The organism is Amycolatopsis azurea DSM 43854, from assembly GCF_001995215.1.
GTDB lineage: Bacteria > Actinomycetota > Actinomycetes > Mycobacteriales > Pseudonocardiaceae > Amycolatopsis > Amycolatopsis azurea.
In genome coordinates, this window is sequence record NZ_MUXN01000018.1 from 8,142 (window position 1) to 32,526 (window position 24,385).

Annotated in this window: 22 protein-coding genes; 12 read left to right on the forward strand and 10 right to left on the reverse strand. The window is 69.9% G+C overall.

What is annotated here, in order from left to right:
* Window positions 1-20 precede the first annotated feature (20 nt).
* From B0293_RS23980 to B0293_RS23995, 4 genes are all read right to left on the reverse strand, one after another.
* Window positions 21-620 (reverse strand): DUF305 domain-containing protein, encoded by a 600-nt coding sequence (locus tag B0293_RS23980; protein WP_005160775.1) that lies wholly within the window; start codon window positions 618-620, stop codon window positions 21-23.
* Between the two features lie 13 nt (window positions 621-633).
* Window positions 634-1,383 carry a lytic polysaccharide monooxygenase gene (locus B0293_RS23985; protein ID WP_005160773.1) on the reverse strand — a complete coding sequence of 250 codons (750 nt, stop codon included), beginning with the start codon at window positions 1,381-1,383 and terminating at the stop codon, window positions 634-636.
* A 162-nt stretch (window positions 1,384-1,545) separates the two neighbouring features.
* Window positions 1,546-2,646 carry a globin domain-containing protein gene (locus tag B0293_RS23990; protein WP_039918921.1) on the reverse strand — a complete coding sequence of 367 codons (1,101 nt, stop codon included), beginning with the start codon at window positions 2,644-2,646 and terminating at the stop codon, window positions 1,546-1,548.
* Between the two features lie 461 nt (window positions 2,647-3,107).
* On the reverse strand, window positions 3,108-4,313 hold the full coding sequence (locus B0293_RS23995; RefSeq protein WP_005160769.1) for a globin domain-containing protein: 1,206 nt from the start codon (window positions 4,311-4,313) through the stop codon (window positions 3,108-3,110).
* Window positions 4,314-4,582: 269 nt separating this feature from the next.
* On the opposite strand from B0293_RS23995, the gene B0293_RS24000 reads away from it, so the two are divergent.
* The 4 genes from B0293_RS24000 to B0293_RS24015 all read left to right on the forward strand — a co-directional run bounded on the left by B0293_RS24000 (window position 4,583) and on the right by B0293_RS24015 (window position 9,925).
* Entirely contained in the window at window positions 4,583-5,047 is a 465-nt protein-coding gene (locus B0293_RS24000) for a MarR family winged helix-turn-helix transcriptional regulator (protein WP_005160766.1), read from the forward strand.
* A gap of 75 nt (window positions 5,048-5,122) precedes the next feature.
* Window positions 5,123-6,307, forward strand: a complete 1,185-nt coding sequence (locus B0293_RS24005) for an MFS transporter (RefSeq protein WP_005160764.1) — start codon at window positions 5,123-5,125, stop codon at window positions 6,305-6,307.
* 89 nt (window positions 6,308-6,396) lie between these two features.
* A complete protein-coding gene (clpB, locus tag B0293_RS24010) occupies window positions 6,397-8,994 on the forward strand; it encodes an ATP-dependent chaperone ClpB (RefSeq protein ID WP_005160761.1) in 2,598 nt (865 codons plus the stop codon).
* Between the two features lie 220 nt (window positions 8,995-9,214).
* Window positions 9,215-9,925 (forward strand): type III secretion system chaperone family protein, encoded by a 711-nt coding sequence (locus tag B0293_RS24015; RefSeq protein WP_005160758.1) that lies wholly within the window; start codon window positions 9,215-9,217, stop codon window positions 9,923-9,925.
* Here B0293_RS24015 and B0293_RS24020 read toward each other — a convergent pair.
* On the reverse strand, window positions 9,922-11,055 hold the full coding sequence (locus B0293_RS24020) for a hypothetical protein (protein WP_005160756.1): 1,134 nt from the start codon (window positions 11,053-11,055) through the stop codon (window positions 9,922-9,924). The genes B0293_RS24015 and B0293_RS24020 overlap by 4 nt on opposite strands.
* Before the next feature lie 120 nt (window positions 11,056-11,175).
* On the opposite strand from B0293_RS24020, the gene B0293_RS24025 reads away from it, so the two are divergent.
* Window positions 11,176-11,943: an SDR family NAD(P)-dependent oxidoreductase gene (locus B0293_RS24025; protein ID WP_005160750.1), complete on the forward strand. Its 768-nt coding sequence runs from the start codon at window positions 11,176-11,178 to the stop codon at window positions 11,941-11,943.
* 125 nt (window positions 11,944-12,068) lie between these two features.
* Here B0293_RS24025 and B0293_RS24030 read toward each other — a convergent pair whose 3' ends face one another.
* Complete coding sequence (locus B0293_RS24030) at window positions 12,069-12,746, reverse strand: MgtC/SapB family protein (RefSeq protein ID WP_209437312.1); 678 nt, start codon at window positions 12,744-12,746, stop codon at window positions 12,069-12,071.
* 63 nt (window positions 12,747-12,809) lie between these two features.
* On the opposite strand from B0293_RS24030, the gene B0293_RS24035 reads away from it, so the two are divergent.
* From B0293_RS24035 to B0293_RS24060, 6 genes are all read left to right on the forward strand, one after another.
* A complete protein-coding gene (locus B0293_RS24035) occupies window positions 12,810-13,304 on the forward strand; it encodes a PepSY domain-containing protein (RefSeq protein ID WP_039918918.1) in 495 nt (164 codons plus the stop codon).
* A gap of 71 nt (window positions 13,305-13,375) precedes the next feature.
* On the forward strand, window positions 13,376-14,134 hold the full coding sequence (locus tag B0293_RS24040) for an ABC transporter ATP-binding protein (protein ID WP_005160743.1): 759 nt from the start codon (window positions 13,376-13,378) through the stop codon (window positions 14,132-14,134).
* Window positions 14,134-16,668: an FtsX-like permease family protein gene (locus B0293_RS24045; protein ID WP_005160741.1), complete on the forward strand. Its 2,535-nt coding sequence runs from the start codon at window positions 14,134-14,136 to the stop codon at window positions 16,666-16,668. The genes B0293_RS24040 and B0293_RS24045 overlap by 1 nt, the downstream gene beginning before the upstream one ends.
* Window positions 16,669-16,738: 70 nt before the next feature.
* Window positions 16,739-17,302, forward strand: coding sequence for an orotate phosphoribosyltransferase (gene pyrE, locus B0293_RS24050; RefSeq protein WP_039918917.1), 564 nt, complete (start codon window positions 16,739-16,741; stop codon window positions 17,300-17,302).
* 119 nt (window positions 17,303-17,421) lie between these two features.
* Complete coding sequence (locus tag B0293_RS24055) at window positions 17,422-17,814, forward strand: DUF2784 domain-containing protein (RefSeq protein ID WP_005160733.1); 393 nt, start codon at window positions 17,422-17,424, stop codon at window positions 17,812-17,814.
* Between the two features lie 14 nt (window positions 17,815-17,828).
* Window positions 17,829-18,485 carry a TrmH family RNA methyltransferase gene (locus B0293_RS24060; protein ID WP_039918916.1) on the forward strand — a complete coding sequence of 219 codons (657 nt, stop codon included), beginning with the start codon at window positions 17,829-17,831 and terminating at the stop codon, window positions 18,483-18,485.
* Here the strand turns inward: B0293_RS24060 and B0293_RS24065 are convergent, their stop codons facing one another.
* Window positions 18,486-20,621, reverse strand: a complete 2,136-nt coding sequence (locus tag B0293_RS24065) for a molybdopterin oxidoreductase family protein (protein WP_005160726.1) — start codon at window positions 20,619-20,621, stop codon at window positions 18,486-18,488.
* A gap of 73 nt (window positions 20,622-20,694) precedes the next feature.
* Here B0293_RS24065 and B0293_RS24070 point away from each other — a divergent pair, with 73 nt between their 5' ends.
* On the forward strand, window positions 20,695-21,711 hold the full coding sequence (locus B0293_RS24070) for a glycoside hydrolase family 76 protein (protein WP_005160725.1): 1,017 nt from the start codon (window positions 20,695-20,697) through the stop codon (window positions 21,709-21,711).
* Window positions 21,712-21,769: 58 nt separating this feature from the next.
* Here the strand turns inward: B0293_RS24070 and B0293_RS24075 are convergent, their stop codons facing one another.
* From B0293_RS24075 to B0293_RS24085, 3 genes are all read right to left on the reverse strand, one after another.
* The gene (locus B0293_RS24075) at window positions 21,770-22,303 is read right to left on the reverse strand and encodes a GNAT family N-acetyltransferase (protein ID WP_005160722.1); all 534 of its coding nucleotides are present in this window, start codon (window positions 22,301-22,303) and stop codon (window positions 21,770-21,772) included.
* A 47-nt stretch (window positions 22,304-22,350) separates the two neighbouring features.
* Window positions 22,351-23,220 (reverse strand): LacI family DNA-binding transcriptional regulator, encoded by an 870-nt coding sequence (locus tag B0293_RS24080; protein WP_039918915.1) that lies wholly within the window; start codon window positions 23,218-23,220, stop codon window positions 22,351-22,353.
* Window positions 23,221-23,308: 88 nt separating this feature from the next.
* Entirely contained in the window at window positions 23,309-24,343 is a 1,035-nt protein-coding gene (locus B0293_RS24085; protein WP_005160717.1) for a LacI family DNA-binding transcriptional regulator, read from the reverse strand.
* Between the last annotated feature and the right edge of the window lie 42 nt (window positions 24,344-24,385).

Consider the following 24,385-nt stretch of genomic DNA (forward strand, 5'->3'; position numbering starts at 1 on the left):
CATTTAGAGGACTAACTGCGTTATTGGCCGGGAACCAGGGTCCGGATCTGCTGGACCTCGCCGGTGCGCGAGTCCATGATCCGCTGGGCCAAGGCCTTCGAGCCGGGGTTCTTGCCGTCCTTCAGTTCGGTCCTCGCCAGCGCGACCCCGTTGTGCTGGTGCGCGACGAAGATGTCGGCGAAGTCGAGGGTGAACTCCTGACCATCCTTTTTGGACAGTGCGTCGAGCAGGCCCTTGTCCGTGAGCCCGTCGCCACCGTGATGGTGGTGCGCGTTCGGGTCCATGGAGCCCGTCTCGGGCTTGCCCCAGTTCTTCAGCCAGTTCCGCATGTCGGTGCTCTCGGTCTGCTGCGTCGCCTCGATGGCGGCGGCGAGATCCTTGAGCTCCTGTTTCTGCGCCTGCTTGGTCTTCACCAGCTTGACGATCTCCACGCCCTGGCTGTTGTGGGCGAGCATCATCTGCAGGAACATCACGTCGGCGTCGTTGTAGTCGGCGGACGCCGGTGCGGCCGACTGGGGGACCGGGGAGAGCGGCGCGCCGGCGGTGGTGGGTGAGCCATCACCGGCCCCGCAGCCCGCGAGGGCCACGAGACCGGCGACGAGAACGAGGGCCAGCTTCACTGGCGAGTCCTCCTTACTGCCGGGTCCACAGTGCGGGGGTGTTCGGCGGTTCCCAGCCTTGGATCGCCGTGTGCGCCAGCTGGCAGCGGTAGGTCGCGCCGTCGTAGGTCACCGTGCTGCCGACCGCGTAGGCCGTCCCGGCCGCCCACGTGCCGCCGGTGGGCGGGTTGGTGGTGCTGCTCGGCGGGTTCGACGTCGAGGGCGGGTTGCTGGTGGTCGGCGGGTTGCTGGTGGGCGGGGTGCCGCCGCCGATCTGCAGGTCGATGCAGCTGTAGAAGGCCATCGGCGTGTCCGCGATGTTCCAGATGGCGAGCACCTTCTGACGTCCGCTGAAGCCGTTCAGGCTCACCGTGTGGGACGTCGGGTCCTTCGGCGCGGAGTTGTTCCCGCTGATGTCGGCGATCTTGGTGCCGCCGATGTAGTACTCGTAGTTCGTGGTCCGGTGGTAGGCGGTGAACTTCCAGTTGAAGGTCACGCTGTTGCCGACCGAAGCGGCGGGCCACGGCTTCGATTCGTCGTTGAGCTGCGCGAACCCGGGAAGGCCGCCGTTGCAGCTGCGGAGCCCCTTGGGGCCCTCGACGCTCTGGGGTTCGTAGACGATGCTGCCGCAGCCCGAAACCTTGCCCTGGGCGCAGTTCGCCTGGCGGCTGGGCGGGGACAGCACGTAGCCGTGGGCGCTGGCCACCTGCGGGATGGCCACGATGGCGATCGGGGCGAGGATCGCACCGGCGGCGGCTGCCACGAGCTTGCGTTTGACGGTCATGCCGGCTCCTGGGGATGGAACGACGGTGTTCCCGTGAGGGGGAGCAATGTGGTCTAGACCATAAATCCGCCGGTGACCGCGGTCAATGATTCGCAGACCTACTGCTGCGTCGAGCCCAGGTAGAACAGCCGAACGGCCTAATACGAACGAAGCATCGTCAGCTCAGTCCAAGGTGAACGGGTCGTATTTGATCCGGGCCAGATCCGTTCCGGCGGCGAGCAGTTTCGCGATCGTCGCGCGGATCATCGACGGTGAGCCGGCGACGAACACGTCCCGCTCCTTCCAGGCGCCGCGCTGCGTGACCGCGGTGGCCAGCGTGCCGCGGTCGCCGCCGGCGATGGTGCCTTCCTCGGTCACCGGGGTCACCGTGAGCCAAGGGGAGGTGACGGCCAGCCCGCGCAGGTGGTCGAGCGCGTAGAGGTCGTCCGGCCGGTGCCCGCCGAAGAACAGGTGCACCGGCGGGTTGTTCTTCCAGCGTGACATCTCGTCGAGCAGGGCGAGCATCGGCGCGATGCCGGTGCCACCGCCGATCATCAGCAGCGGACGGCTTTCAGTGTGGTGCACCGAAAGCGCGCCGAGCGACGGGCCGAGGCGCCAGACGTCGCCGAACCGGGTGTGGTGGACGATCGTGCGCGAGACCCAGCCGCCGCGCACGGCGTGCACGTGGAACTCCAGCAGCCCGTTGTCGTGCGGCGCGGTCGCGGGCGAGAGGTACCGCCACATCCGGGGCCGCTGCGGGACCTCGACGCTGACGTAGCCGCCGGCCCGGTACGGGAGCGGCTGGTCGGTGCGCACCTTGACGACGGCGACGTCGCGCGACACCAGCCGGTGCTCGACGACGGGCGCCTTCCACCACGCGGGCCCGGTCTCCTTGCCCGCGGCGTCGCGCATGGTCTTCGAAATGACGCCGTAGGCGGTGACCCAGGCATCCTCCACATCGGGCGTCCAGCCGTCTTTCAAGAACCTTTTCAACGTGGCGATCAACGCGACACCGACCGCGTCGTAATGCCGGCCGAGGACGTCGAACTTCCGGTGATCCCGGCCGAGCTGACTGAGGAAGGTGGTCAGTTCTTCTGGCCGGTCCACCATCTGCACGACGTAGACGAGCGCGCGCAGTAAACGATTCCTTTGGGTGGCCATGTTGATCGGGAACAACGCCCTGGTGTCCGGCGAAACGGAGAAAAGCGCCCCGTAGAAGTACTGGGACAGCTCGTCGGCCTTCGTTTCGACGGCGGCGAAACTCGTCCGGACGAGCTTCGCCATCTGGACGGTCTTGTCCACCGTCGGCGTTTCGATCAAGGGTGGAACGGGAATCGGTGAAGATCTGGACGAACTGGGTGGATGCTCGTACTTCACTGTTTCGGCAGTCATGGGTGAACGATTTTCTCCAGTTGGATCGGGCATATTCTCCAGACCCGATGTCATCGTGCTTGTTTCCCCGAGGGGTCTCGACTGTAGGCCCGAAAGTCGCAAAAGGATCCACGAATGGTTGTTTCCCGCTCGAACGGAGCAAACGATATACGCGCCGTCAACCCCCTCTGGCCCTCAGTGAAAGTGATCAAGCAGGACGGGTTTTCCCTTGTTCACCAGTGGTTTTCGCCAGTTTCCGGAGAAAGTGTGATCCCCCGATCGGGTGGCGTTTTCTCCGTGATTACCGTGTCACGTAACGGTATGCCGCCGACGACTGATCACCATTGCGGAATCGAATTCGGGCCGGACGCGACCTAGTCGATGGTGAAGGGGTCGTACGCGATCTGGTCGAGCGCGCTGCCCGCGACCAGCATCCGGGACACCGTCGCCCGGATCATCGCGGGCGAACCGGCGACGAGGATCCGATGGCCCGGCCAGGATCCTTGCTGTGTAACGGCTTCCGCGAGGGTGCCCTGGACGCAGCCGGGAGCTTCGTCACCGTGCTCGATGACCGGGGTCACGGTGAGCCACGGGTTCGTGGCCGCGAGGGCGCGCAACTCGTCGAGGTCGTAAAGGTCCTCACGCGACGGTCCGCCGTAGAACAGCTGGACCTTCGGGTTCTCGCCCCATTGCGCGAGGTCGTCCAGAATGGCGCGCAGCGGCGCGATGCCGGTGCCGCCCGCGATCATCAGCACGCCGCGGCCGTCGGTGCGATCCACGGCGAGCCTGCCGAGCGGCGGCCCCAGCCGCCAGACGTCGCCCGGTTGCGTGTGGCTCACGATGGCGCGGGACACCCAGCCGCCGTCGACGGCGCGCACGTGGAACTCGATGCCGCCGTCCTCGCGCGGCGCGTTCGCCGGGGACAGATAGCGCCAGAGCCTGGGCCGCTGCGGTACTTCCACGCTCATGTACTGGCCCGGCTGATACGGCACCGGGAATTCGGGCTGGACGCGGACCAGGGCGAGATCCCAGGTGAGCCGCCGGTGTTCGAGCACGGTGGCCGACCACGACGCCGGGTTGACGTCGGCCGCGGCGGCCTCCTGCATCGCGCGGGCGACGATGGTGAACGCCTCCGCCCAGGCCCGTTCGACCTCCGGTGTCCAGTCCGGACCGAGGTGGTTCTTGAGTGAGGCGAGCAGCGCGGTGCCGACGGCCTCGTAGTGCCGCGGGATGACGCCGAACTTGCGGTGGTCGCGGCCGAGCTGGGTCAGGAACGGCACGAGGTCGTCCGGCCGGTCGACCATCTGCACGATGTGGACCAGCGCGCGCACCAGCCTGCCGCGCTGGACCTCCATGTTGATCGGGAAGAAGTCGCGGGTGGCCGGCGCGAGGGTGAACAGCATCCCGTAGAAGAACTGGGAGATCTCCGGGATGAACGGTTCCGATTTCGCCCAGGTGTCACGGATGAGCCGCACCATCGCGGTGACCGCGGGCGGGGCTTCTCGTGGCGCCGACGACCGGGGTACCGGGCTGACCGCGTCGGCCGTCACGGGCTGGGAGTCGCTGATCGGGAAGCGCATACCGGAAGAGAGTTTCCCAGGTTCACGGACGAGTGACCACTGGAGAAGAATTCACGGACCATTCACCTCTCCGGTCAGTGGCTGTCGGCCGGTCGGCTGGTTCCGGCTCGTCCGCGAGACTAGTCGCCGAGAGCCCTATTGCCCGCATCGTTGCTCCGGACGGGTGTACTCGGATCCGCCCGGCAGTGGGCGATCTCACGAGGTAAATAGTTGTCTTACGCAAGCGTCGCCGAATAAAGTTGTACTGTACAAGTAGCCGGGAGGCACCGATGAGCTCCGCCGACGACGCCAGGGTCGAACTGATGCGTGAGCTGAAGGCCGCCTCCCAGCTGCAGCACGCTTGGATAATGCAGGCCTGGCAGGACGACCCCGGGCTGCATCCGGCCGCCGCCATGCTGCTTTCCGATCTGGCAAAGCACGGCGAGGCACGCCCTTCGGAACTCGCCAAACGACGCTTTGTGGATCTTTCGGTCGTGAGTCGTCAAATCTCCCAGCTGTCCGCGGCGGGGATGGTCGACCGCCGTCCCGCGCCCGAGGACGGCCGCGCGTCGATCATCAGCATCTCCGAACGGGGCCGCGAGGAACTGGGGCGACGGCGGGCCGGCTATCTGAAGTTCATGGAGCGCGCGCTCGGCGATTGGGACGACGAAAAGGTCGTCGAACTGACCACGCGCCTGGCGGAGATGAACACCGATGTCCGCGCGGCCCTCGGCGGCCGCACCTGCCCCGTCTGAGGGGTTTTGTTGCTACCCGCCGGTCTTGACTGAACGGACCTTTCGTAGCGCCGTCACGCCGGTAGCGTCGAAGACGTGCGGAGCAGGGTCGCGTTGCTGGTCGCGTTGGGAATCGACAACTTCGGCTCGGGACTCTTCCTCCCGCTGGGCCTCGTCTTCGTCATCCGTGTGGTGGGTCTCCCACTGGTCCAGGCGGGGGCCGCGGTCACGCTCGGTGCACTGGCCGGGCTGCTCGTCCCCGCGTTCGCCGGGCGGCTCGTCGACCTGATCGGCGCGCGGACGGTGATGATCTGCGCCCACGTCCTGCAAGCCGCCGGAGTGAGCGCTTTCCTGCTCGCCGACGGTTTCGTCGGCGTCGTCTGCGCGTCGGTCATGCTCGCGTCGGGGCAACAGTTGTTCTACAGCTCGCAGTTCTCGCTCATCGCCGACGTCGCCGGCGAAGGACCGAAGGACCGGCCGTTCGCCGAAGCCGCGATGGTGCGCTCCGCGGGCTTCGGGCTGGGCGGGCTCGCAGCGGCCGGGCTGCTGGTGTGGATCGGGCGCGAGGGCCTGTACGTCGCCGTGATGGTCGACGTCGCCACCTTCGTCGTCGCCGCGGCCATCCTTTCGACACTGGTGACGCCGGTCCAGCGGTGCCCGAGGCGGCTTTCGGGGCCCGCGCGGGTCTGGCGGAACCGCCCGTACCTGGCCCTGATCGTGTTCAGCGGGCTCTTCGCGCTGACGATGGACTTCTTCCTCATCGGGATGCCGGTGTACGTCTTCAACGCCTTGCACGGGCCGCGGTGGCTGCCCGGCGCGATCATCGCGCTGCTCACCGTCGTCACCAGTCTGGGTGGAGTCGTCGGGCTGCGGCTCACCCGGAGACTGACCCGGATCGCGGCGATGCGCACGGGTTCGGCGCTGTTCGCGGTGTGGTGCCTGGCGTGCCTCCTGGTGGTGTTCGTGCCGAAGGTCTTCCAGCCGGTCTACCTGCTCGCCGCGACCCTCGTGCTCGCGGCGGGCGATCTCGCGTTCGGTCCGCGGTCCGGCGCGCTGGCCGAAGCCGCGGCGCCGCCGGAGGCGCGGGGCCGCTATCTGGCGGCCTTCCAATACGCGTTCACGCTCGCCGCGGTGATCGCTCCGGCCGTCGTCGCGCTGTTCTCCGTGGCAGTGTGGATCCCGTGGGTGCTCGTGGCCGCGTGCGCCTGCGCGGCCGTCGTCGGGCTCGGCCGGGTGGGCCCGCGCCTGCCCGCGGAGGCCGTCTCGCCGACGGGAGGCTGAACTTTTCTCAAGTTGAGCGGAACAGACTCAACTTTTCTGACGTTGTACCCATCGACAAGAACTTCGCAGGACCTAGTACGAGGTGAGGGATGGACGCTTTCAACCCGACCACGAAGACCCAGCAGGCGATCTCGTCGGCGGCGCAGGCGGCCACGATGGCGGGCAACCCGCACGTGGCGGCCGCGCATCTGCTCGGCGCCCTGCTGGCGCAGGGTGAGGGGCTCACCGCACCGCTGCTGACCGCGGTCGGGGCCGATCCGGAGCAGGTGCACAAGGAGCTGGAGCCGCTGATCGCGGCGCTGCCGTCGGCGACCGGGGCCACCGTGTCGAGCCCGCAGTTCGACACGAACGCGGTCAAGGCGCTGACGCACGCGCAGAAGCTCGCGACCGAACTCGGCGACGAGTACGTCTCGACGGAGCACCTCCTCGTCGGCCTCGCCACCGAGGGCGGCCCGGTGGCCGACCTGCTCAAACGGCACGGCGCCACCCCGGACGCGCTGCGCGAGGCGTTCGCCAAGGTGCGCGGCTCCGCGCGGATCACCAGCGCGGACCCGGAAAGCACGTTCAAGGCGCTGGAGAAGTACGGCGTCGACCTGACCGCGCGTGCCCGCGCCGGCGAGCTGGACCCGGTGATCGGCCGCGACACCGAGATCCGGCGCGTGGTGCAGGTGCTCTCGCGTCGCACCAAGAACAACCCGGTGCTCATCGGCGAGCCCGGCGTCGGCAAGACGGCCATCGTCGAGGGGCTCGCCCAGCGGATCATCGCCGGTGACGTGCCGGAATCGCTGCGCGGCAAGCGCGTCGTGGCGCTCGACCTCGGCTCGATGGTCGCGGGCGCCAAGTTCCGCGGCGAGTTCGAAGAGCGGCTGAAGGCCGTGCTCAAGGAGATCACCGACTCCGCGGGCGAGGTCGTCACCTTCATCGACGAGCTGCACACCATCGTCGGCGCGGGCGCGACCGGCGAGGGCGCGATGGACGCGGGCAACATGATCAAGCCGATGCTCGCCCGCGGCGAGCTGCGGATGGTCGGCGCGACCACGCTCGACGAGTACCGCCAGCACATCGAGAAGGACGCCGCGCTGGAGCGGCGCTTCCAGCAGGTCCTGGTCGGCGAACCGTCCACTGAGGACACCATCGGCATCCTGCGCGGGCTCAAGGAGCGGTACGAGGTGCACCACGGGGTGCGCATCACCGACGCCGCGCTGGTCGCCGCCGCGACGCTGTCCGACCGCTACATCACCGCCCGGTTCCTGCCGGACAAGGCGATCGACCTGGTCGACGAGGCCGCGTCGAAGCTCCGCATGGAGATCGACTCCCGGCCGGTCGAGATCGACGAGGTCGAACGCGCCGTGCGGCGCATGGAGATCGAAGAGATGGCGTTGTCCAAAGAGGACGACGCCGCCTCGAAGGAGCGGCTCGCCGTGCTGCGGTCGGAGCTGGCCGAGAAGCGCGAGACGCTGACGGCGCTGACGGCGCGCTGGCAGAACGAGAAGGGCTCGATCGAGCGCGTCCGCGAACTCAAGGAGCAGCTGGAGCAGCTGCGCGGCGAGTCCGAACGCGCCGAGCGCGACGGTGACCTCGGCAAGGCCGCCGAACTCCGCTACGGCCGGATTCCCGCGCTGGAGAAGGAGTTCGAGGCCGCGACGGCCGCCAGCGAGGTCAGCCAGCAGAACGTCATGCTCAAGGAGGAGGTCAGCGCGGACGACGTCGCCGACGTGGTCAGCGCGTGGACCGGCATCCCGGCCGGACGGCTGCTGGAGGGCGAGACGGGCAAGCTGCTCCGGATGGAGGAGGAGCTCGGCAGGCGCGTCATCGGGCAGAAGGAGGCCGTGCAGGTCGTCTCGGACGCGGTGCGCCGCACCCGGGCGGGCGTCGCGGACCCCGACCGGCCGACCGGCTCGTTCCTGTTCCTCGGCCCGACCGGCGTCGGCAAGACCGAGCTGGCGAAGGCCCTCGCGGAGTTCCTGTTCGACGACGAGCGCGCGATGCTGCGGATCGACATGAGCGAGTACGCCGAGAAGCATTCGGTGGCGCGCCTCGTCGGGGCGCCGCCGGGCTACGTCGGCTACGACCAGGGCGGGCAGCTGACCGAGTCGGTGCGCAGGCGGCCGTACTCGGTGGTGCTGCTCGACGAGGTCGAGAAGGCGCACCCGGACGTGTTCGACGTGCTCCTGCAGGTGCTCGACGACGGACGGCTCACCGACGGCCAGGGCCGGACGGTGGACTTCCGCAACACCATCCTGGTGCTGACCTCGAACCTCGGCTCGCAGGCCATCGCCGACCCGGCGCTCGACGAGCGCCAGCGCAACGACGCGGTGATGTCGGTGGTGCAGCGGCAGTTCAAACCGGAGTTCCTGAACCGGCTGGACGACATCGTGGTCTTCCACGCGCTCGGCACCGACGAGCTGACGTCCATTGTGGACATCCAGATCGAGCGGCTCGCCTCCCGGTTGTCGCGGCGCCGCCTGACACTGGACGTCACCGCCGGGGCCCGCGAGTGGCTCGCGCTGAACGGCTTCGACCCGATCTACGGCGCGCGGCCGCTGCGGCGGCTGGTGCAGTCGGCGATCGGCGACAAGCTGGCGAAACAGCTGCTGGCCGGCGAGATCCGGGACGGCGACACGGTCCGGGTCGACATCCCGTCCCAGGAGGCTTCGGAAGCCTTGACGGTCACCCGGGTGGACTGACGTGGGCTGAAGGGGCCCATCGCCGCATAAGAAGGGCTGAAGGGGACTTTCCCCGCATGGGATGCGGGGAAAGTCCCCTTCAGCCTCCTTGGCGACACGGCGATTTGTCGACGTTTCGCGGCGTCTTTCGTGTTCTTTCCCGGGCCCGGCACCGAAAGGGGGGCGCGACACGGCGCCCGGCGATCACATCCGGTGAGGGCAGGGGGATACCCTGACCGGCGTGGGTATTCCGGCGTGGATCTGGTTCGTCATCGCCGCCGTCGCCTTGGTGGCGGGGCTGGCGCTGCTCGCGGCCGACCGGGCGAAGGAGGGCTCGCGCAATCGCGAGCGAATGCGCTGGGCCGAGCTTCGCGGCTGGCAGTTCGTCGAAGAGGACGAACGCTTGCCGAAGCAGTGGTCCAACGGCGCGATCGGGTACTTCGGCGCCCAGATGGCGGTCAACGTCGTGGCCGGGTCCACCTTCACCTCCGACGGGCGGCGCCCCGTCTTCATCTTCGACATCGAGTCCGAGGGACAGATCCCGGCGGTCGTCGTCGCCGTGCGCTGCAACCGCGTGCACGAGACGCCGCTGGAGATGTGGCTGTCCAGCGTGCCGTTCCAGCGCGAGGACATGCCCGAGATGCTCGGCCCGATCGGCCAGCGCTACGCCTTCGCGAACGACTCCGAGGGCGCCCGCAAGGTGATCACGCAGGAACTCGTCGACGCGGCCGACTCGCTCGGCGGCGACGTCGGCGTGGCGTGGCTGGAGAACGAGTGGGTGCTCGCGAGCGTCGCCCCGAACGCCGGGCCGTCGCGGCTCGAGCGGCTGCTGCGCGACCTCGGCGAGATCGCCGACATCGTGGACCCGTTCGACGAGGAGTACGACAACGCCTCGACTCCCGGCCGCCACTGGCAGGCCGACGCTCCCGAGGACATCGAGCCTCAGGGCTAGGACTGCTTGATCTCCAGCGGGAGCGCGCCGGCGGTGAAGCCGGTGTGCGACGGCTGACCGAGCAGCGTCAGGTCGAGCGTCCCGGACTGCGTCACCCGGCCCGCCCGCGCGGGATCGGTGGTCGGCAGGACTCCGCGCAAGGACGTCGTCGAGCCGCCGCGCGCGGACACGACCTCGCCGACGCCGAGGTCGCCGCTGATCTTGTTCGAGCCGGATCCGGTGAGCCCAGCGCCGTGTTGAGCCAGGTCCACGTCCTGTCCGGTCGCCACCAGCCCGGACCCCGGACCGATCGTGCCGCCGAGAGCGTGCTCCTGGCCGTAGCCTGCGCCCGAGCCGACGTCCACCGGCAGGACGCCTCGGAACCGGCCGGCGCCGTGCTGCGCCGACGTCGCCCCGATGGCGGCGAAGTCGCCGATGTCGACCCCGTGCCCGGAAGACCGGCCCGCTTCCAGCGCGCTGCCGAGGTCGCCGGAGAACCCGCCGTCGAGCCGCAGCGCCCGGCCGAGATCGCCGCCGGTGTGCTGCTGGGTCTCGTTGATCACGCCGACACCGGGCAGCGGGCGGACGGCGTGATAGGTCCCCTCGGCCGCGCGGAGCCCCCGGCCGTCCTCGGAGACGAACGTCGGGACGCCGGTGCGCGGGTCGAGCGCCACCTCGGTCACCCGGCTCCCGGTCTTCTCGAGTTTGGTCTCGTTCCCGGCCACGACACTGCCGTAGCGGTCGAGCTTCACCGTCTCCCGCTGGCCCTGCACGACGGCTTCGGCGGTCTTCGCCGCGGCGAGCACGCCGAGCTTGTCCGGGCGGGCTGTGACGCCGTCGCGGGTCTCGACGGTCTCGCTCACCGAGCGACGGACGTCCGCGACGACCTTCGCGTCGCCGACGTCCTTGCTGTAGACGTTCCGCTCGGTGCTGGTCAGGAAGCCGCGAAGGACGGATGTGTCCCCTTCGCTGGTGAAGCCGACCCCGCGATCGAGGGTGCCCTCGCGCTGATGGTCGAGCGGGAGCGGGATGGCCGGGTCCGTCTGGGCGGCGAGCGCGGTGGCCGGACCGGCGAGCAACAACGCCAGCGGCGCCGCGCCGGCCGCGACTTTGGGCAGGTAGCTCGGCTTGCGCCTGCTGTGCTTCCCCATGGGGCGGGACGATACTTCCCGACTTCGGCCATTGCACGCCAAATCCCCACGGTGGGTGACCCCCACACCTGCCCCTTCCAGGCGGCTCTCCGGGACCCGACCGAGGAGTAGGTTCCCGGCATGACACAAACCGCCCTGATCACCGGCGCCACCGCCGGAATCGGCGCGCAGTTCGCGCGCAGGCTCGCCGCCGAGGCGTACGACCTCGTGCTCGTCGCCCGCGACGTCGACCGGCTGGAAGGCTTCGCCGCGGAACTGGTCGAGGCGCACGGCGTCGACGTCGTCGTCCTGCCCGCCGATCTGTCCGAAGTGGACGGACGCGGGGCGGTCGAGGCCCGCCTCGCCGAAACGCCGGTGGACCTCCTGGTCAACAACGCGGGCTTCGGGCTCAACGGCGATTTCTGGACCATCCCGCCGGACGCGCTGCAACGTCAGCTCGACGTCAACGTCACCGCGGTCCTGCGGCTGACCCGCGCCGCGCTGCCGGGGATGATCGAACGCGGCGAGGGCGCGATCATCAACGTCAGCTCGGTCGCCGGTTTCTTCAGCGGCCGCGGTTCGACGTACACGGCCAGCAAGAACTGGGTCACCTCGTTCACCGAGGGCATCGCCGCCTCACTGCCGAAGAACATCCGCATGATGGCGCTCTGCCCCGGGTTCACCACCACGGAGTTCCACGAGCGGGCGGGACTGGACAAACCCGGCCCGAAGGCGTTCTGGCTCGGCGTCGACCAGGTCGTCGACGAGGCGCTCGCGGATCTGCGCCGCGGCAAGGTGATCTCGGTGCCGAGCCTGCAGTACAAGGCGCTCGTCGCGGTCGGCGGACTGCTGCCGCGCGCGGTGCTGCGCAAACTCGGCGGCGGGTTCGGCGGCAAGGGCCGCACCTGAGGCGCCGCGCTAATCGTCGTCCCTGCGCCGGCCTCGGTGTTGCGAAAGCCACTTTCGCACCATCTCCGGGACTCCGGCGCCTGACAGGGACACCCTTGCCCTCATTGGCACTCGCCGAACCTGGTTCAGTCGTCGTCCGCGGTCTCGATCGACCGCACCCCGTTCGCCGTGGCGAGCACGGTGGGCGCGGCGGCGTGATCGGGTCCGGTGAGGTCGAGCGTCACCGTCACCTCGCCGTCGCGATCGTCGGTGATCCGCAGGGACGTGACCGACCATCGACGCCTCGTGCACAGCTCCAGCAGGTCGCGCAGCACGCCCTTCCCGTCCGCGTAGCTCACGCGGAGCCTGGTCGTGCCCGCGCCACCGGGAAGGTGCTTGGTCAGCCAGGTGAAACCGAGGACCACCACGAAGTGCATGGCCGTCACCACGGTCGCGAGCAGGAACAATCCGGCGCCCGCCGCCATGCCGATGGCCGCGGTCTCCCAGACGGCGGCGGCGGTGGTGAGCCCACGGATCGCGCCCTGTCTGGTGATGATCAGCCCGGCGCCGAGGAAGCCGACACCGGAGACGATCTGCGCGGCGATCCGGGACGGGTCGAGGACCACTTGCCCGGCCGCGAGGATGTCGCCGAATCCGTATTTACTGACCAAAAGGATCAGCGCGGACGCCGTGCCCACGATGGTCTGGGTCCGCAATCCGGCGCTTTTGCCCCTTATCCGCCGTTCCAGGCCGATCGCCGCCGACAGCGCGAACGCCGTCGCCAGTTCGCCGACCTGGAGCCAGCCCTGTCCGTCGGAAACCATCACCCCACAGTGCCATCCGCTTGACGACGGTTCGGGGCCGCACCGGGCGGGTACTCGGGGATCATGAGGTCACCACGTCTTGTCGCGGCCGGGGTGCTGACGCTGACCTTGGCCGCTTGTTCCACCGAACCGGCGGCAGGCCCCGCTGCGCCCGGACCGGGTGGGGACAAAGCGCAGCCGGTCAAAGCGATCCAAGCCGCGGCGGGTGCCGTGCCCGACGGGCAGGTGTTCGACGTGGAGCCTGGGCCCGACGGCTGGGAGATCAAGGTCGCGTCGCACGGGCAGGAACACAAGGTGCGGGTGAGCCGGGACGGCGCCCAGGTCCTGGGCGAACAGCAGACCGCCAAGCCGAGCGACGACATGGCGAAGCTCGAACAGGCCGGTGTCGACGCCGTCAAGGCGCTCCAGACCGCGCAGCAGCGTCAGCCCGGCGAACTCGACGAGATGGAGATCGACCGCGCCACCGACGGCACCGTCGTCTGGGAAGTCGGGCTCCGCGACGGCAAGGGAATCGAGCACGAAGTCGCCGTGGACGCCAAGACCGGCGCGGTGAGGTAGGGCTCGCCCTACCCAGGAGAGGCACGCTCGCCCCAGGGTGCTTTCGACCTGGGATTCCTAGGGTTTTCCCTATGAACAGCAGGTGGAACGGTGACGCGGTCCGGCTCGACGGCGTCCGCAAGGAATACGGCAAGGGCGTCGTCGCGCTGGACGGGGTGACGCTGGCGTTTCCGCGCGGCGGCTTCACCGCGGTGATGGGGCCCTCGGGCTCGGGCAAGAGCACCTTCCTGCACTGCGCGGCCGGGCTGGACCGGCCGACGTCGGGGTCCGTCGTGCTCGACGGGCAGGAGCTGGCCGGGATGAGCGAGACGAAGCTGACCAAGCTGCGCCGCGACCGGATCGGCTTCATCTTCCAGGCCTTCAACCTGCTCCCGGCGCTGACCGTCGAGCAGAACGTCACGCTCCCGCAGCAGCTCGCCGGTGCCAAGCCGGACCGCCGCGTCGTCGAGGACATGCTGACCCGCGTCGGGCTCGCCGGCCGCCGCAAGCACCTTCCCGGCGAGCTTTCCGGCGGCCAGGCGCAGCGCGTCGCGATCGCGCGGGCGCTGGTCACCCGGCCCGCGGTGGTCTTCGCCGACGAGCCGACCGGCGCGCTCGACACCCGCACCGCCGCCGAGGTCCTCGGGCTGCTGCGCGATTCCGTCCGCAGCACCGGTCAGACGGTGATCATGGTGACCCACGACCCGATGGCCGCCTCCTACGCCGACCGCGTCATCTTCCTCGCCGACGGCCGGATCGCGGACGAACTGCGCTCGCAGACGGCGGACGTCGTCGCCGAGCGCATGACCCACCTGGGTGCCTGGGGCTCCCCGGCCAGGGCGGGTGCGTGATGCTGCGACTCGCCTTCCGGACCCTGCGCCTGCGCAAGGGCGGGTTCATCGGAACCTTCATCGCCGTCTTCTTCGGCGCGCTGATCGTCGCCTCTTGCGGCGGCCTGATGGAGACCGGGATCCGCGGCAACGCGGAACCGCAGCGGCTCGCGGCCGCCCCGATCGTCGTCACCGGCGGTCAGACCTTCGACCTGCCGAAGGAAGACCCGGCCACCCTCGAAGCGGACGACAAACGCAAGTTCGAGGACGCGCGGCTTCCCGAGCGCGTCCGGCTCGACGACGGGCTCGTCTCCCGTCTTCGCGCTGTCCCCGGCGTCTCGGATGTCGTCGGCGAAGTGAGCTTCCCGCTCGCGACGGGTGGGCAGCCCGCGCTCGGCCACGCTTGGGATTCCGCCGCGCTGACCCCGTACGCGCTGGTCGAGGGAACCGCGCCCGCCGCGGGCGAGGTCGTCGTCGAGTCCAAGTCGGGCCTGAAGTCCGGTGACCGGGTCGACGTCGCCGCCCGCGGCAAGATCGAAGCGTTCCGCGTCGCCGGCGTGGCCGGTGCGCCGCGTTCGATCACGCAGGCCGCCGTGTTCTTCTCCGCCGCCGACGCCGCCCGGCTCTCCGGGCACCCCGGCAAGGCCGACGCCATCGGCGTCTTCACGAAGCCGGGCGCCGACGTCGAAGCGGTGCGGGCGAAGGTCGCCGAGGTCGCGACCGGCGCGAACGTCCTGACCGGCATCGACCGCGGTGTCGCGGAGTTCCCCGAAGCCGATTCGAGCGGCACCAACCTGATCGTCATCGCCGGAGTGGCGGGCGGGCTTTCGGTGATGGTCGCGATGTTCGTCGTCGCGAGCACGCTGAGCCTGTCCACCCAGCAGCGTTCCCGTGAACTCGCCCTGATGCGGGCGATCGGCACGACCCCGCGCCAGCTCCGGCGGATGGTGCTCGGCGAGGCGCTGGCCGTCGGCCTGCTCGCGACCGCGCTCGCCGCCGTGCTGGGCCCGTTCCTCGGCGAATGGCTCTTCGGTCAGCTCGTCGAAAACGGCATCGCCCCCGCGGTTCTGCGGTTCTACCAGGGCTGGCTGCCCGCCGTCGTCGGCGCGGGCGCCGCGATGCTCGCGGTGTTCATCGCCGCCTTCGTGGCGGGCCGCCGGGCCGGGAAGATCCGGCCGACCGAGGCACTCGCCGAAGCCGCGGTCACCCGCCGCTGGCTGACCCCGACGCGGTTCGTGGTCGCGGCCCTCTGCTTCGGCGGTGGCACCGCGCTGGCCATCGTGACCGTCGCGGTGATGACCGGTCCGATCGCGGCCAGCACCGCCGGCCCCGCGGTGATCCTCTGGGCGATCGGCGTCGCGATGATCACCCCCGGCGCCGCCAAGGTGATGACCGCGATCCTGCAGTGGCCGATGCGCCTGCTCGGCGGCATCGAAGCGCGCATCGCCGTGCTCAACACCCGCGCCGGGATCGTCCGGGCGGCGGGCGCGGTCACCCCGATCATGCTCGCCGTCGGGATCGCGACCGCCAACATCTACCTCCAGACCACCCAGCAGGAGCTGTCGAACCAGGCCTTCACCGAGGACGTCCGGGCCGACGCGGTGATCGGTTCCGCGGCGGGCGGGCTGTCCCCGGACCTCGTCCAGCGGATCCAGGCCGTCCCCGGCGTCGCCGGAGCCTCGGAGTACGTCACCACCAACGTGTTCCTCGAAGCGCCGTACGACTCCTCCGACGAAGGGCGCCCCGCGATCGGCCTCACCGCGTCCGGCGCGAACGCCACGATCGACACCAAGGTGACCCAGGGAGACCTGAAGGCGCTGACCGGCAGGACCATCGCGCTGCCCGACGTCTACGCGAAGGACTTCAATCGCGGCGTCGGCGACACGGTGAGCCTGAGGCTCGGCGACGGAACCCCCGTCGACGTCAAGGTCGTCGCGGTGACCAGCCAGCGCCGCGGCTTCGAGAGCCTGCTGCTCCCGGCCGAGCTGCTGGCCCCGCACACCACCGCCGGACTCGCCCCGCAGATGCTGGTCCGCGCCACCCCGGACGTCGATCCGGCGGCGTTCACCGAACGGCTCCGCGAGGCGACGGCCGGGCTGCCGGTGTCCGTCGGCGACCGCGGCGCGCTCATCGCCGCGCACGACAAGGACCAGGCCGTCGGCGCGTGGGTCAATTACCTGCTGGTCGGGATGATCATCGCCTACACGGTGATCTCGGTGGCCAACACGCTCGTGATGGCGACCGTGCGACGGCGCCGCGAGTTCGGCCTCCAGCGGCTCACCGGCTCGACCAGGGCGCAGGTGCTGCGGATGGCGGGCTTCGAAGGCGGGCTCGTCGCGCTGATCGGGATCGTCCTCGGCACCGTCGTCGCCGCGGGCTCGATCGTCCCGTTCTGCCTGGTGGCGGCCGATTCCCTGCTCCCGATGGGCTCCCCGCTGATCTACCTGTCGATCATCGGGCTCGCCGCCGCGCTGGCGCTGGTGGCCACCCTGGTCCCGGCCTGGGCGGCGACCCGCGGCCCGGCAGTGGACGCGGCGACGTCCGGCAGTGACTGACCACACCGGGACCATCGCCGGGGGAAACACCCCGGCGATGGTCCGCGGGCCGTGTGTAAGACTCTCGGCCGTGGCGTACCCCGGGTTGGATCAAGCGGCGAAACTCGAACTGGCGAGACTGGTCGGCGAGCTCGCCGTCGTGCACGGCAAGGTGACCTTGTCTTCCGGCAAGGAAGCCGATTACTACATCGACCTCCGGCGGGCGACGCTGCATCACGCGGCCGCACCGCTCATCGGGAAGCTGCTCCGCCAGCTCACCCACGACTGGGACTACGTCGCCGCCGGCGGCCTGACCCTCGGCGCGGACCCGGTGGCACTCGCGATGCTGCACTCCGCGGCGACCGACGGTGTCGTGCTCGACGCGTTCGTCGTCCGGAAGGCCGTCAAGGAGCACGGCATGCAGCGCCGAATCGAGGGCGTCGAGGTGCTCGGGCAGCCCGTGCTGGCCGTCGAGGACACCTCGACCACCGGCGGCAGCGTGCTCACCGCCGTCGAGGCGCTGCGCGAGGCCGGGGCGAACGTGGTCGGTGTCGCGACCGTCGTCGACCGGGACACCGGGGCGCGTGAGGCCATCGAGAAGGAAGGCCTCGAATACCGTTACATTCTGAACAAGGACGATCTCGGTCTGTCCTGATTACCAAGTCCCGAAGGGGGCATCCTCCGTGTGCGAACGGAGGATGCCCCTTTTTTCGTGAGCGTTTCTCAAGACGAAAGGGGTAACGTCGCTGGTAGGGGTGTGAAAGGGGGCTTGAGGTGGCGGGTTTCCTGGCGAACGTGACAGTGGTGGTGCACATTTTCGCGCTGCTGTTCATCGGATTCGGTGGTTTTCTCGCGTGGCGGTGGCCGAAGGTGATCTTCGCGCATGTGTTCTTCGCCGCATGGGGAGTCCTCGTCAACGTCTTCCCTTGGCCGTGCCCGCTGACGGCCGCCGAGAACTACTTCCGGAACCTCCAAGGCCTCGGCGACCTGCCCGGCGGCTTCAACGCCTACTACCTCTACGACACGGTGTTCCCGCGCTCGACGCTGCCGTTCGTCGTCGTGATCGCGATGGCGACGGTGATCATCTCCTACGTCGGCGCGTACCAGCGCTGGCGTCACCGCCACCACGACGGGGACGCACCGGCGCACCGCGTCAGCATGGGCTGAGTGACAATCTCCGGGTGACTCAGTCGGAAGAGGCCGGCCCCACCGAATGGGTGGCGCGGGAAGAGGTCGGCGTCGGACCGTGGGAAGGCGAGTGGCCCGCGGACGAGCGCTACGACCCGGAACTCCTGGCAGGAGGTGATCGCCGCAACGTCGTCGACCCGTACCGCTACTGGCGGCGCGAGGCCATCGTGTCCGATGTGGACTCGCGGCGGCACCCGTTCCACGTGGCGATCGAGAACTTCCAGCACGATCACAACATCGGCACCGTGGTCCGGACGGCGAACGCGTTCGCCGCGGCCGCCGTGCACATCGTCGGACGGCGGCGCTGGAACCGGCGCGGCGCCATGGTGACCGACCGCTACCAGCACCTTCTCCACCACGAGGACGTCAACGGGCTGCTGACCTTCGCCGCCGCGGAAGGTCTCGCCGTGGTCGCCGTCGACAACACCCCTGGTTCGCAGCCCGTCGAGACCGCCGAGCTGCCGCGCGAGTGTGTCCTGCTGTTCGGCCAGGAAGGGCCCGGGTTGTCGGCCGAGGCGCAGAAGACCGCGTCGCTGGTCGTTTCGATCGCGCAGTTCGGCACCACGCGCTCGATCAACGCCGGTGTCGCCGCCGGGATCGTCATGCACGCCTGGGTCCGGCAGCACGCCGACCTCACCACGGCCTGGTAGCTAGGCCGGGGCCACCTCCACCGGGATCCCGTTCAGGACGGCGTTCCCCGACGGGACGTCGAGCAGGGTCTCGTCGGCGACCAGGTTCGAGTTGACCCCGGCGTGCGCCGCGGCGACCTTCGTGCGCGTGCCGTCGAGGTCGTGACCCCAGCCGTGCGGCATGCTCACCACGCCGGGCCGGACGTCGGCCGTGACCTCCACCGGGGCTTCCAGCTTCCCGGCCCGCGACGTCACCGCCGCGAGCCCGCCGTCGGTCAGGCCGAGCCGGGCGGCGTCGTCCGGATGCACCTGGACGGTGCACCGGTTCCCGCCGCGTACCAGCGGCGTCAGGTTGTGCATCCACGAGTTGTTCGAGCTCAGATGCCGTCGTCCGATCAGCAGCAGACCGCCGTCGGGCGCCTTGTCCAGCTCCGCGCGCAGCCGGGGGACGTCCTTCGTGATCGCGTCCGGGGCCAGTTCGACCTTCCCGCTCGCGGTGGCGAGCACGTCGGGCAACCGCGGCTTCAGCGCGCCGAGGTCGATGCCGTGCGGGGCGGCTTCGAGGTCGGCCAGGCTCAGCCCGTACGGTCCGCCGCGCAGCATCAGGTCGATCATCCGCGCCGGTCCCGTGCGGCCTTCGGCGAGCGACAGGTCGACGCCGGTGCGCCGCGCCGTCTCGCCCGCGACCATCGTGTCGAAGGCGGCGACGTCGACGTCCGGCCCCTGACCGGCCGCGATCCCCGCCAGCCGCAGCAGGGTGACCCACTCCTGCGGCAGGTCCGTTCCGAGCGTCGGCGGCGTCCAGTTCGCGACGTTCCGCACGGCGAGCCCGTACAGCGCGACGTCGTAGTGCGGCCGTTCCAGCGGTGACGGTCCGGGCAGGATGACGTCGGCGTGCCGGGTGGTCTCGTTGAGGTACACGTCGAGGGAGACCATGAAGTCCAGTTGCCGCAACGCTTCCGTGAGCCGCGCGGAGTTCGGCGTGCTCAGCGCCGGGTTGCCGCTGATGGTCACCAGCGCCCGCACCTGGCCCTCGCCGGGCGTCTCGATCTCGTCCGCGAGCGTGGCCACCGGCAGCTCGCCGAGCACCTCGGGATACCCGCGCACCCGGCTCGTCCAGCGGCCGCTGGTGAACGGCGAAGACCGCCGCGGCCGCCAGAGGGCGGGCAGCGGGAACATCACGCCGCCTTCGCGGTCGAGGTTGCCGGTGAGCGTGTTGACGACGTCGACCAGCCAGCTCGCGATGGTCCCGAAGGACTGCGTCGTGGTCCCCATCCGGCCGTAGACCGCGGCCCGCTCGGCGTCCGCGAGGTCGAGCGCGATGCGGCGGATCTCGGCGGCGTCGATCCCGGTCGCGGGCGCGACGGCCTCGGGCGTGAACGGCTCGGCGAGCGCGCGGACCTCGTCGACCCCGTCGACGTGCTCACCGGGGCGGACGCGGTTCTCCGCGAACAGCACGTTGACCAGCGCGAACAGGAACAACGCGTCGGTGCCGGGCCGGATCGCGTGGTGCTCGTCGGCGAGCTGAGCGGTCCGGGTGCGGCGCGGATCGAGGACGACGATCTTGCCGCCGCGCTCCTGGATCCCGCGCAGCCTGCCGCGGATGTCCGCCGCGGTCATCAGGCTTCCGTTGGACACCAAGGGGTTCGCGCCCAGGATGAGCAGGTGCCCGGTGCGGTCGAGGTCGGCGACGGGGATGGTCTGCGGGTCGCCGAAGAGGTAGCCGGAGGAGAAGTGCTTCGGCATCTGATCGACCGTGGTCGCGGTGTAGAAGTTCCTGGTGCTCAAGGCCTTGAAGAACACGCGGCCGTAGAGCACCAGCGCCGCGTTGTGCACCGTCGGATTGCCGGAGTAGACGGCGACGGCGTTCTTGCCGTGCTCGTCGATGATCGGCCGGAGGCGCCGGTCGATCTCGGCGAAGGCCTCGTCCCAGGTGACCTCGACGAACTCGCCGTCCCGTTTGACCAGCGGCGCGGTGAGCCTGTCCGGATCGTGGTGCAGCGCGCCGAGCGACGCGCCCTTCGGGCAGATGTAGCCCTGTGAGAAGACGTCCTCGCGGTCGCCCTGAACCCGGGTGACCAGGCTCTTCTCGTCGATCGTCACCTCCAGGCCGCAGGTGGCTTCGCAGAGCGGGCAGGTCACGTGCGCCGTGGTCATGAAGCACCTCGCGAGGTCGGGGGTCAGCTCAACATACTGAGCGGTATGTCAGCGGGCAAGGGATGATGGCGCGATGACCGCACTCGCCGACCGGGCCGCGGCCGCCGAACGCGCGGTCCGTGACCGGCATCTGCGCAGGGTGTGGGGGCTGCCCGGGACCGTCCTCGGGCGCAGCGGCTGGCCCGCCTCGGCGAGCCAGCGCGTCCACTGGCACTGGAACTACTGGTGGCAGGCGCATCTGCTGGACACCCTCGTCGACGCGCAGCTGCGGGATCCCTCACCGGAACGGCTGAGGCTGATCGACCGGTTCGTGGGGTCCGTGCGGCTGCGCAACTTCGGCAGGTGGATCAACGACTACTACGACGACATCGCCTGGCTCGGCCTCGCGCTGCAACGGGTGGGACATCTCGGGCTGGACGTCCGCGGCGGGCTGGAGGCGATCAGTTCACGGCTGCGCGAGGGCTGGACCGACGACGCGGGCGGCGGGATCTGGTGGCGCGCCGGCGACGACTTCAAGAACGCGCCCGCGAACGGCCCGGCGGCGATCTTCCACGCCCGCGAAGGGGCCGCCGAACACGCGGCGGGTTTGACCGGCTGGATGACCGAGCGGCTCGTCGATCCGGAGTCCGGCCTGGTGTGGGACGGCCTGCGCGTCGGCTCCGGTGAACTGGTCAAGCATATTTTCACGTACTGCCAAGGGGTTTACCTCGGCGCCTGCCTCGAACTGTCCGAAATGGACAGGGTGGAGCACACGATCCACGCGGTCGCGGCGCACGTCGCGCCGAACGGGGTGATCCGGGGACAGGGCGGCGGCGACGGCGGCCTCTTCGCCGGGATCCTCGCGCGCTATCTGGCGCTCGCTGCGCCGCTGCTGCCGAGCGGGGTGGCGCGCGATCTCGTCCTGCATTCGGCCGAAGCGTGCTGGACCGGTGCCACCGAGACGTCGCACGGGCCGCTCTTCAGCGCCGACTGGGCGACTCCGGCGCCTTCGCTGCCTCTCACCCCGGAAGCTCCCGAGCGTGACCTGTCCGTGCAGGTCAGCGCTTGGATGCTCCTCGAAGCCGCCGCGACCCTGGACCACCGCGTTTAGTCCTCTGGATGCGGTACTTGCGCGTGCAACTACCGCATCCAGAGGACTGAACGCGAGGTCACCAGGCGTCGCCGGAGCGCCAGTCGCAGGTGATCTCCCCGTCCAGGTCCAGGGTGACCCCCACCGGCAGGACGTGGATCGACCCGTCGTCCTCCTTCGTCGCCTCCAGGCCCGAAGGGGTCATGACCGACGAAGTGCCGCGCCACAGCAGCCAGCCACGCGACGCGTAGAACTCCAGGGCGTCTTCGGACGCCGAGAGCGCCCCGAGGTCGTACGCCTTCCGCAGGACCCGCTCCAGCGCGTCCATCATCGCGGCGCCGTGCCCGCGCCGCCGGTGATCCGACCGGACGGCGACCGCCTCGACGTAACCCGTCCGGAGGGCCCGCCCGTTGTGCGCGAGCCGTCGCTGGACCAGTGACGCGTGCCCGATCAGCTCGCCGCTCTCCCACACCAGCGTGTGCATGCCGCCGAGGGCGTTCTCCCAGTCGTGGTCGCTGAAATCGCCGTCGAATGCGTCGTCCAGCAGAGCGCGTGCTGCGGTGAGCACGCCTGCTTCGAGGTCGGCGGTGTGCACGGTCCACAGGTCGGTCATTCCGCCATCTTCACCCGGCGGCGGCGTTCTGACCAGCGGGTTGTGACTCAGCAGCCGCACGACTGACGGTGTATGAAGCGCGGTGCGAGCCGTACGGATTCGGGTCGTCGCTCTGGGTCGGTGATCCGGGCCAGCAGGAGTTCGACGGCCTTGCGCCCGATCTCCTCGATCGGTTGCGCCATAGTGGTCACCGCCGGGGTCACCTGCCCGGCCCACTCCATGTCGCCGTAGCCGACGATCGCGAGGTCGCGCCCGATCCGGATGCCGAGCCGGTGCGCCTCGTACTGGACGCCGATCATCATCGCCTCGCTCGCCACCACGAGCGCGGTCGGCGACGGCCAGCTGTCGAGCAGTTTCGCGGTCGCGGCCGCCGCTCCGCCCGGGGTCGACTGCCCGCACGCGACCAGCTGCGACGTCCACCGGAGGCCGGAGCGGCCGAGGCCGAGCCGGTAGCCCAGCGCCCGCTCCTCGTGGGTGGCCATGTCCTCTTCGCCCGAGATGAAGCCGATCTTGCGGTGCCGCAGCCCGGCGAGGTGCCGCACGAGCGCGCACACCGCCTGGATGTTCTCGGAGCCGACCTGGTCGACGTCGTTGCGTCCGGCCATCCGGTCGACCAGCACGGTCGGCACGCCCATCCGGACCAGTCCGTTGATCACCGCTTCGTCGCCGGCCGCCGGGACCAGCAGGACCCCGTCGACCCGGTCCGCCCGCAACGCGCGGATGACCGCGGCTTCTTCGGAGACGCTGTCGCCGGTGTCGGCGAGGGTGATTTCGCAGCCGTGGCGGCGTGCGGCGCGGCGGATGGCACGGACGAGTTCACCCGAATACGGGTTCGCGTGCATCGCCATGGCCACCCCGAACCGGTGGGTGACGGGGGTGTCATCCCACAGGGGTAACGCCGGGGACAGTGCGGTCATCGCTCCACGCCTTCATCCGAGCTTGAATGACGGTAACGGCTGACGGAGCGTCACTCGGCGGCGAGACCGGAAAGTCTCCCAACAATCATCAATGTGAGTGAACGAGGGCGCATCCGCAGGACGCCCGATGGCGGAGAGTAGGCGGAATCCGCATCGTCTGGGCCTTGCGGGCGGGATCGTTGATCCGGGCCAGCAGCAGGCGTACCGCCTGTGTGCCGATCTCGTCGATCGGCTGCGCCATCGTGGTCAGCGGCGGATCGACCAGATCGGCCCACTCGACGTCGTCGTAGACCACGACCGGGAGGTCGATCCCGGCGCGCAGGCCGCGGTTGCGCAGCTCGTGCAGGACGCCGACCATCATGGTGTCGTTCGCGACCACCAGCGCCGTCGGCGGTGACGGCAGCGCGAGCAGCGTGCTGAGCGCGAGAGCCCCGCCCGCCTGCGAAGACTGCCCGCACGCGACCAGGTCCTCCGACCAGGTCAGCCCCGAACGGCCGAGGCCGAGCCGGTAGCCGAGGATTCGCTCCTCGCTGGTGCTCAGCCCGGCGGTGCCGCTGATCATGCCGATCCGCTGATGCCCGAGCGACGCCAGATGCGCCGTCAGCGCGGACGTCGACTGGATGTTCTCCGCGCCCACCTGATCGACGTCGGTGCGCGTGGACAGCCTGTCGATGAGCACGGTCGGGACGTCGAGCGAGACGAGCTCCCCGATCACGGAACCGTCGCCCGGCGACGGCGTGATCAGCAGCCCGTCTACCCGGCGGGAACGCAGCGTCCGCACGGTCTCACGCTCGGTGTCGACGGTGTCGTGCGTGTCCGCCAGTAAAACGGTGTACCCGGCCAGCGCCGCTTCGCGCTCGATGGCCTGGATCAGCAGGGCGAAGTACGGGTTCGCGATCAGCGAGATCGCGACGCCGATCGACCGCGTCCCGCCGGTGACCAGGGAACGGGCGATGGCGTCGCCGGTGTAGCCGGTCTGCTCGATCGCGCGGAGGACCGCCAGCTTCGTCTCTTCGGCCACCGCCCTCGTCCCGTTGACCACGTGGGACACGGTGGTGATGGAGACTCCCGCCAGCTCGGCGATGTCGCGTTGAGTGGGGCGGGACGAGCGAGACGGCGGCATCAACGTTCCTCGGTGCAGGCAGGCTGGCAAGCGTTTGCGCAA

Coding starts and splice junctions, on each gene's coding strand:
- clpB (WP_005160761.1), top strand. CDS start 6,397: ATGGACGCTTTCAACCCGACCACGAAGACCCAGCAGGCGATCTCGTCG.
- B0293_RS24030 (WP_209437312.1), bottom strand. CDS start 12,746: ATGGTTTCCGACGGACAGGGCTGGCTCCAGGTCGGCGAACTGGCGACG.
- B0293_RS23985 (WP_005160773.1), bottom strand. CDS start 1,383: ATGACCGTCAAACGCAAGCTCGTGGCAGCCGCCGCCGGTGCGATCCTC.
- B0293_RS24025 (WP_005160750.1), top strand. CDS start 11,176: ATGACACAAACCGCCCTGATCACCGGCGCCACCGCCGGAATCGGCGCG.
- B0293_RS23990 (WP_039918921.1), bottom strand. CDS start 2,646: ATGGCGAAGCTCGTCCGGACGAGTTTCGCCGCCGTCGAAACGAAGGCC.
- B0293_RS24075 (WP_005160722.1), bottom strand. CDS start 22,303: ATGACCGACCTGTGGACCGTGCACACCGCCGACCTCGAAGCAGGCGTG.
- B0293_RS23995 (WP_005160769.1), bottom strand. CDS start 4,313: ATGCGCTTCCCGATCAGCGACTCCCAGCCCGTGACGGCCGACGCGGTC.
- B0293_RS24000 (WP_005160766.1), top strand. CDS start 4,583: ATGAGCTCCGCCGACGACGCCAGGGTCGAACTGATGCGTGAGCTGAAG.
- B0293_RS24035 (WP_039918918.1), top strand. CDS start 12,810: ATGAGGTCACCACGTCTTGTCGCGGCCGGGGTGCTGACGCTGACCTTG.
- B0293_RS24045 (WP_005160741.1), top strand. CDS start 14,134: ATGCTGCGACTCGCCTTCCGGACCCTGCGCCTGCGCAAGGGCGGGTTC.
- B0293_RS24040 (WP_005160743.1), top strand. CDS start 13,376: ATGAACAGCAGGTGGAACGGTGACGCGGTCCGGCTCGACGGCGTCCGC.
- B0293_RS24065 (WP_005160726.1), bottom strand. CDS start 20,621: ATGACCACGGCGCACGTGACCTGCCCGCTCTGCGAAGCCACCTGCGGC.
- B0293_RS24085 (WP_005160717.1), bottom strand. CDS start 24,343: ATGCCGCCGTCTCGCTCGTCCCGCCCCACTCAACGCGACATCGCCGAG.
- B0293_RS24070 (WP_005160725.1), top strand. CDS start 20,695: ATGACCGCACTCGCCGACCGGGCCGCGGCCGCCGAACGCGCGGTCCGT.
- B0293_RS24020 (WP_005160756.1), bottom strand. CDS start 11,055: ATGGGGAAGCACAGCAGGCGCAAGCCGAGCTACCTGCCCAAAGTCGCG.
- B0293_RS24080 (WP_039918915.1), bottom strand. CDS start 23,220: ATGACCGCACTGTCCCCGGCGTTACCCCTGTGGGATGACACCCCCGTC.